The 6203-nt window shown below is 34.4% G+C and carries 6 protein-coding genes; all 6 read right to left on the reverse strand.

The window, feature by feature from the left end; genetic code table 11:
- Window positions 1-1417 (reverse strand): GlmL-related ornithine degradation protein (locus tag JJE11_RS12655; protein ID WP_291636154.1); only part of this gene is annotated, 1417 nt, incomplete at its 3' end.
- Between the two features lie 23 nt (window positions 1418-1440).
- Window positions 1441-3654 (reverse strand): D-ornithine 4,5-aminomutase subunit OraE, encoded by a 2214-nt coding sequence (gene oraE / locus JJE11_RS12660; protein ID WP_291636156.1) that lies wholly within the window; start codon window positions 3652-3654, stop codon window positions 1441-1443.
- Complete coding sequence (locus JJE11_RS12665) at window positions 3654-4019, reverse strand: ornithine aminomutase subunit alpha (protein ID WP_291636159.1); 366 nt, start codon at window positions 4017-4019, stop codon at window positions 3654-3656. The genes oraE and JJE11_RS12665 overlap by 1 nt, the downstream gene beginning before the upstream one ends.
- A gap of 61 nt (window positions 4020-4080) precedes the next feature.
- Window positions 4081-5493: a 2-amino-4-oxopentanoate thiolase subunit OrtB gene (gene ortB / locus JJE11_RS12670; RefSeq protein ID WP_291636161.1), complete on the reverse strand. Its 1413-nt coding sequence runs from the start codon at window positions 5491-5493 to the stop codon at window positions 4081-4083.
- A gap of 42 nt (window positions 5494-5535) precedes the next feature.
- Window positions 5536-5826: a 2-amino-4-oxopentanoate thiolase subunit OrtA gene (ortA, locus tag JJE11_RS12675; protein WP_291636163.1), complete on the reverse strand. Its 291-nt coding sequence runs from the start codon at window positions 5824-5826 to the stop codon at window positions 5536-5538.
- A gap of 253 nt (window positions 5827-6079) precedes the next feature.
- The gene (locus tag JJE11_RS12680) at window positions 6080-6202 is read right to left on the reverse strand and encodes a helix-turn-helix domain-containing protein (protein WP_366927927.1); all 123 of its coding nucleotides are present in this window, start codon (window positions 6200-6202) and stop codon (window positions 6080-6082) included.
- Window position 6203 lies beyond the last annotated feature (1 nt).

Consider the following 6203-nt stretch of genomic DNA (forward strand, 5'->3'; position numbering starts at 1 on the left):
AGCTGGCAGCTGCGTATGTGATGGCATCTTCGTAGGTGTTGACATCACTTACGCAGATTTCCATATCCACTGTTATATCTAAACTCTGAATTAATAGTGCTTTGGCAACTTCACTATTTTCTCTACTCAATACGCCTGCACAGGCCATAATATAGTTTTTATCTATTAATACTTTGGCACCCTTTTTAGGAAGCATTGTAACTTCATTCTTTAAGTATCTTATTCCTAGTAGCAAGTCTTCTCCATTTGGGAGCCTTGTGAGTGCTCCCCCAGTGCCTATTATATATTTAACCTCAGACAAGTCCTTACCATAGGCCACAAAGCCACTTTCTCCATCGTATTTTCTTTTTATAAATCCTACATGCCTATCTATTGCAACAGATAGAGCTTTTTTTGTAAGTATGATACTTGCATTTATATCATCCACATCTTCTGGTATAGGTTTTATGTGTTCTTTTATATATTCCTTATTAAATTTGCCTAAATCACGTGCGTCAAGTAAATCTATTACATTTTTGCTATTAATAAAAACTCCGAGATCTCCCTCTACAGTTCTTTTAGCCTTTGGTTCAGGATTTACTAGCATATCTAAAACTACACTACTTCCCTCTGTAACAGAATGTACATCCGTAGTAGCCCCTCCTACATCAAAAACTACGAGATCTCCTATCATATCATATAAAACTTTTGAACTTTCCATAACTGCTCCTGGAGTTGGCATTATGCTACCATTAACTATTTCTTTTATTTTATTCATTCCAGGCGCTTTTACAATATTCTTCTCAAAGGCTTCTTGTATTATTTTTCTTGCAGGTTCTACATTTAAAGTATCTACCATTGGATAAACGTTGTCGATTAAATAAAGTTCTTGCCCTTCAAATATCTCTTTTATTTCTTCTTGATTCTCTATATTTCCACAGTATACAATCGGAATACCAAATTTTTCGGCACTTATAAGTTCTGCATTATAAAGAGCTGTATCTCTCTCACCATAATCCGTGCCTCCAGCAATCATTATCATATTGGGATTAATATCATGTATTCTCTTTAAATCACTTTTTCTCATTTTCCCAGCAGTAACCATTTTAATAATACCACCAGCACCCAAAGCCGCTTCTCTAGCAGCCTTAACAGTCATTTGCTCCATAAGTCCGTGAACAGTTATTCTAAGTCCCCCTGCAGCACTGGAGGTTGCTAGCATCTTTTCCCATGTTATTGATTCGCCAATTTGGTTTTCAATATCTTTAACTGCATCTTTGAGTCCTATAGTTACATCTCCGTCCAAAACTGTAGTACAGCTTTTACCTTGAAAAGGTATATTAACTACAACCTGTCCTGTAGAGTCATATGATACATTAAAAGCTGTAACCAAAGTAGTTGTGCTACCTATTTCAGCAACTAGATAATCTACCTTCACAAGTAATCGCCCCTTTTATTTTTTTATTCTTCTATTTCTTCATCAATATCAGGCAAACCCATTAACCTTTTGATTATGAAAGATGCAACAGCGGTACCGTTTGATCCACGTCCAAATCCAACATCCATACCGTTTGCTTTAGCTATTTCATCAGTTACTTGAGTACCACCAGAAACAAGTATAATCTTATCTCTTACCCCTTTTTCTATGCAAAGATCACTAAGTTTTTTCATGTTCTTTGTATGAACATCGTTATGACTAATTATTGTACTACAGAGTATTGCTTGAGCTTTTGATTCTATAGCTGCATCTAAAAGTTTTTCAATTGGGCATGAAGTTCCAAGAAAAATTGTTTCTATACCAAATCTTTCAAGACCACCATGTTTAATGTCAATAACTTCACGAATTCCAACGGAATGTTCATCTTCACCTACTGTGGCTGCAACAACCTTTAGTGGGTGTTCTTTTACATAATCTTTCATTTGTTGATCTGACATACTTTTTCTTCTTTTGGGAAGAACTAACTCATCACGTCTTACAGGCGTAAAATCACATACTCCTTTTATTTCCACGAGAGTTCCTTCAGCCTTTTGTAACACTTGTTTATGGACAATTTCTACATTTTTCAAATTCATTCTCTTGCCCATTTCAAGGGCTGCCGCTTCACTAATCTGTTCATTTTCAGGTAAACATAAACTAATCTTTACATACCCATCTTTAGCCCATTGAACTTCAGGAACTACAGTTCCATCTTCTTTAACTTTTTCCATTCTCTTAAATACATTATCATTATCATCAAGTTCATCAATATATTGAATTTTTGAATGATTACATAGTGTACATTCATTTATAGCATCACAAGGTTTTTTATATTCTTTTGGAACATTATTGTATCCAAAATGACCACAAACTGGTGCAAAATAATCTGCTTCTCTTTCAACTGTTGTTCCTGCTGCGTCTCCGCCGTCTGTCTTTCTTGCAATACCATCTTCGTTTCTTTCTGGATACTGACCTGAATCTATAAAGAACCCAGAATCAACAGCTTTAAAATATCCACCTACTTCGATCATTTCCTCAAAGAATAAAATAGCTCTTTCTTGAATTTCTCTTGCCTTTTCTGGTAAATATCCTGTTTTCTTAAGCTCTAACATGTCCATTAATCCGTCCATAGCTAAAAATCCCTGCTTAGCTGTGTTTACAGCGTGAATATTATTATAATGCCAAGGAACATTACGTCCTTCATCTGGCGTTATTGTACTTTGAATATCTGCGGATGTGAGTTCTGTTATTAAGAGATTCAAAGTATGCCCTACTGTAGCTTCTCTCTCGCAAGATTCCACATATTTAGTATTCATTTGAGCTCTAATTTTATATCTTTTGAAAAACTCTCTTAGTGCAACTGCGTAAGGCAAATCATATTTCATACAAGGAGCTGGTGCAGATGTTGGGGGTACAGTTGATAACGAAATATTTTCTGGTTTCATTCCAACAAGTTCTGAGAAACAAGAATTTATAGCATGTTGTACCATAAGTTCTGGCATTACCTTATATCCCTTCATAGCTGTTGCATTGGCATTATGTGCACCATCTATTTGAAGTATTCCTGCATGGGCCATTATACCCTTTGCAACTGCAGCATCAACAAAAGACCTAACCATATTAATATTTCTATAAAGTATATTATATTGTGGATCTTGATGAGCTCCATTAACGCCATCTTCTGCGAACATAACTGCTACATCAGGACCAGCAACACCTGATACATAGGAATGGAAATTAATTTTTCTTCCTACTTCCTCTTCTATTAAATCTATAGCTTTTCTTGTTGCTCTAATTTCTTTTCTAGTTATTGGTATTCCGCCAAACCCTTCTGGACTTCCTTCTAATAATCCGTCAAAATGACTTTGTCCCATTGTCCTTATAACCATTAAATGATCCGCACCATGCCATGCTGCCATTCTCATTCTTCTTAAATCATCTTCAAATCTTCCTGAAGAAATTTCTGTGGTAATAGTCGCTCTTGGTTGTGGATCTATATTTTCAAAACTCCTTGCTGCTGGAAGAGGTTGACTCTTCTTTAAAGGTGCTGATATTTCACTATATGTGAATTCTCCAACCACATTAGTTTCATTTTTTTCTCTCCAGTGCCAACCTCTCCATTTTGGTTCGTATTTATCTAAGTCTTTTAATATTTCTTCTACATTGAGTTTTTCATTTTCTTCCAATCTTTCTATCATTAGTTGCCACTTCCTTTCATTTTTTCGGAAACAATATCCCAACCTATTCCTTTAGAAAGTTCCACTCCTGCTTTAAGATAGTCAATATTTTTAAGCTTTGCATAAGTTAAAATTACATTTCCTATACCTTTCCCAAGTAAGTTCCATTTTGTGCCATAAGAAATTAGTGGTTGAGCTTCTAAACTAGAAAATCCCATTCTAAGTACTACCGAACGTTCAATAGCTGGTGACGTATGAGTGTATGCTAAATCCACCATTGGTTTTACAGCCTGATTAGTGAGGCTCCAAAACCTTTCATATAACTGCTCATTCGTCAAATCTTTTAAATGTTCTCTTCTTTTTTCAAAATCATCTTCTCTTATCATAACTTAAATTCCTCCTAATATATTTAAAATTTTGTTTTTTCAACGTTATACGTTTTCACTATTATGCTATTTCAACATTATGTTGTTTTAACTTCTCTACTATTTTATCTTTAGACATTTTTGTTTCTAAAGACAAGAAGTCAATATCAACTTGTTCCACTCTATTTTCAGTCAATTTCTTAACAACATTTTTTATATATGAATTTTTTAATCCATCCATGTCTATATCTGTTACTGTTACTATTGATGGATTAGACGGAATTACTATATTTTCGCCTGGTACTTGTTCTGTAGGATTACCCACATAAACTTTAATCCCATTTTCTTTAGCAAAATTGAGTTGAGGTAATAGATGTTTTCCTGCTCCTGTATATTCGGTCTCTTGAACAACTATTATAGCATCATCCTCGTATTCCTGAGCAATTGCAAAAGCTGCTACTAAGGACACATTTCCTGCCGGTCCTCTTTCTAGTCCCTCAAGCTGAGCTAATATTTCAGTCATCCAAAATACTTCACCTTGAGTGGTTGTTACATACCTATCTAAATACCTTAGTGGCCTAGCCGCACTTCTTGGTACATCTGATCTATCTGGATTAGTTATAAACGGAACTCCAAATCCTGTATGACCTGTTGTAAAGGATTTCTTATTGAAATCTATATCAGACGCCATGTGAAGGCCTGAAAGATCAACTGATGCTCCTATTATTTTTGTTTCCAAAGCACCCGCCTTAATGAGTCCTCTTGCAGTACCAGTAACATTCCCACCACCTGCATGAGTTATAATAACTACATCAGGATCTTTTCCTAATTTTTCTCTACACTGCTCTGCTATTTCATATCCTAAAGTCTCAATGCCAGCTACTCCATAAGATGAATATAATGAAGCATTATAATATTTTGTATCTTCAAGTATTTTTAGGTAAGTATAAAATAATTCAGGCCCTACAGTAAGTCTAATAACTTCTGCTCCAAAACCCTCACACTTTCTTCCTTTTTCTAATATTTCTGGTTGACCCACTTTTCTTGAATCATAACATTCATTTGCTATTATACATTTAAGGCCCCTTATGTTAGCTTGAGATGCAACTGCGGCTCCATAATTACCTGAAGTAGCTGCTCCTACACCTTTATATCCTCTCTTCATTGCATCAAATACAGATATGCATGCTCTTCTATCTTTAAAGCTTCCAGATGGATTGCAACTTTCATCCTTTACGAATATTCTAGCTGCCTTGCCAGTCTTTGAAGCCTTTCTTGCGAGTTTTGTGATATTTTTCAATTCTAGAAGTGGGGTGTTTCCTACTCCAACCTCATTTTGAATTTTTTTAACTTCTTCAAAAGAATATTCAACATCACTCATCAATTTCTCATAATCGAATGAAAGATTTCCAGTTTCATATTTACTATAGTCTATTCCTATAGATTTAAGAATTATTTCATTCTTTCTCTCCATAAGTTCTTCGTATTTATTCATGCCTTATAACCTCCTCTTAAAACTATGACAAAAGTCATTATATTATTGTGCTATTATTTCTCTAGCTTGTTTTCCTATATTACTTATTTCTTCAACATACTTACCATATGTATGATAATATCCTGGCTCTATATCCACAATTTTGCCTTTAGCAATTCTGCCTATGTTAGTTACAACTTGTACCTCATTTCCTAATTCACAATCGCAAAGGGACTTTCCACGCGTCCAGGATTTAAGAGGAGTTTTCTTTGTTTCATCCGGTATACTAGTAGATCTATCCTCTGGTATTAAAACGATTTCTTCCACTTCAACCCAGGTTCCTTTCTTTATCATAATTTTTACCTCCCAAGTTTAAAATTATTATTAAAATTACTTTAATAACATACTACTTTGTTATTAAGCAATTACCATGCCAAATTAAAACACATGTATTTAAGCCATCCCTTAAATACATGTGTTTTAAATTTGCAAAATATTCTGCACTTTGTTTTTAGAATACAATCTTAAGCTTGGTAGACTTTAGCACTTTCAAGGGTTGCTATGCATGCAAAACATTTTGCATGCATAGCAACATATTTTGCATGTCTTAACTCTCTTCTATTATTCTATGTATTTTTATTTTGTATTGAAGATTTTGTCTTGAAATATTAAGTTCCCTAGCTGTTTTACTAACATTATAATTATTTTTATTTAGTGTCTTTTCTATTATG

This window comes from Clostridium sp. (assembly GCF_016650095.1).
Classification (GTDB): Bacteria; Bacillota; Clostridia; order Clostridiales; family Clostridiaceae; genus Clostridium_AD.

Excerpts from the sequence above, each read along its gene's own strand:
- oraE (WP_291636156.1), bottom strand. The coding sequence starts at position 3,654 with ATGATAGAAAGATTGGAAGAAAATGAAAAACTCAATGTAGAAGAAATA.
- JJE11_RS12665 (WP_291636159.1), bottom strand. The coding sequence starts at position 4,019 with ATGATAAGAGAAGATGATTTTGAAAAAAGAAGAGAACATTTAAAAGAT.
- ortB (WP_291636161.1), bottom strand. The coding sequence starts at position 5,493 with ATGAATAAATACGAAGAACTTATGGAGAGAAAGAATGAAATAATTCTT.
- ortA (WP_291636163.1), bottom strand. The coding sequence starts at position 5,826 with ATGATAAAGAAAGGAACCTGGGTTGAAGTGGAAGAAATCGTTTTAATA.